Origin of the sequence: Clostridium sp. NSJ-49, assembly GCF_014287725.1 — a bacterium.
Classification (GTDB): Bacteria; Bacillota; Clostridia; order Clostridiales; family Clostridiaceae; genus Clostridium; species Clostridium disporicum_B.
This window is the reverse complement of record NZ_JACOOP010000120.1, coordinates 1-637: the sequence shown is the minus strand read 5'-3', so window position 1 is coordinate 637 and position 637 is coordinate 1. Positions and strand designations below refer to the sequence as shown.

Below are 637 nucleotides of genomic sequence, written 5' to 3'. Positions count from 1 at the left end.
GCATTTATTTTATCTTCGTTATCTATCACTGCATAACAAGTATCAAAATAATCATCACTTAATTCATCTGCAGTTTCTACTTTTAATATTTGCTCAATCATGTCCGTTTCTTTATTAATAAATATTTTTTGCATTTTTATAACCTTCTTTTATTTTTCAGTCCACGCACTCCAGCTACTTACGTCATGACTTGTAGCCCTAGTGAATAATTTACCAGTTACCAACTCTATAACTAATTGTGAAGCATCTCCGCTACTCCCCCACTTTATATGAATCAACGTTCCATATTGACAAGGAGCGCCATTAGAGCCATTTGAAAAAGAATATACTCCAGTATCATACAATACATTTAGATTAGATATTCTTTTAGCTATTTTTTCAATAGATCCTACCCAACCTTCGTGATAATATCTTATCCCTGTAGAACCAACGTAAATATCTGGCACACTAACAATTTTTTGGTCTTGCATACTCATTTGTTTCATCATATATATGTTTGAACCAGAACTTCCTGCAGTCTCATTTATTTGCATAGCTATTGTATTAGAATCTCCTTCTCTATAACCAAAAACTAATCCATTATCACCAAAACTACAGATATGTCCTCCTGTAGATGCATACATAATACTGTCGTAGT

The 637-nt window shown here is 32.7% G+C and carries 1 protein-coding gene; it reads right to left on the bottom strand.

Annotated elements, in window-relative coordinates; translation table 11 throughout:
• Positions 1–149: 149 nt before the first annotated feature.
• Positions 150–637, bottom strand: a 488-nt coding sequence (locus H8S10_RS17965; RefSeq protein WP_186839758.1) for a pyocin knob domain-containing protein, incomplete at its 5' end; no start/stop codon positions are given.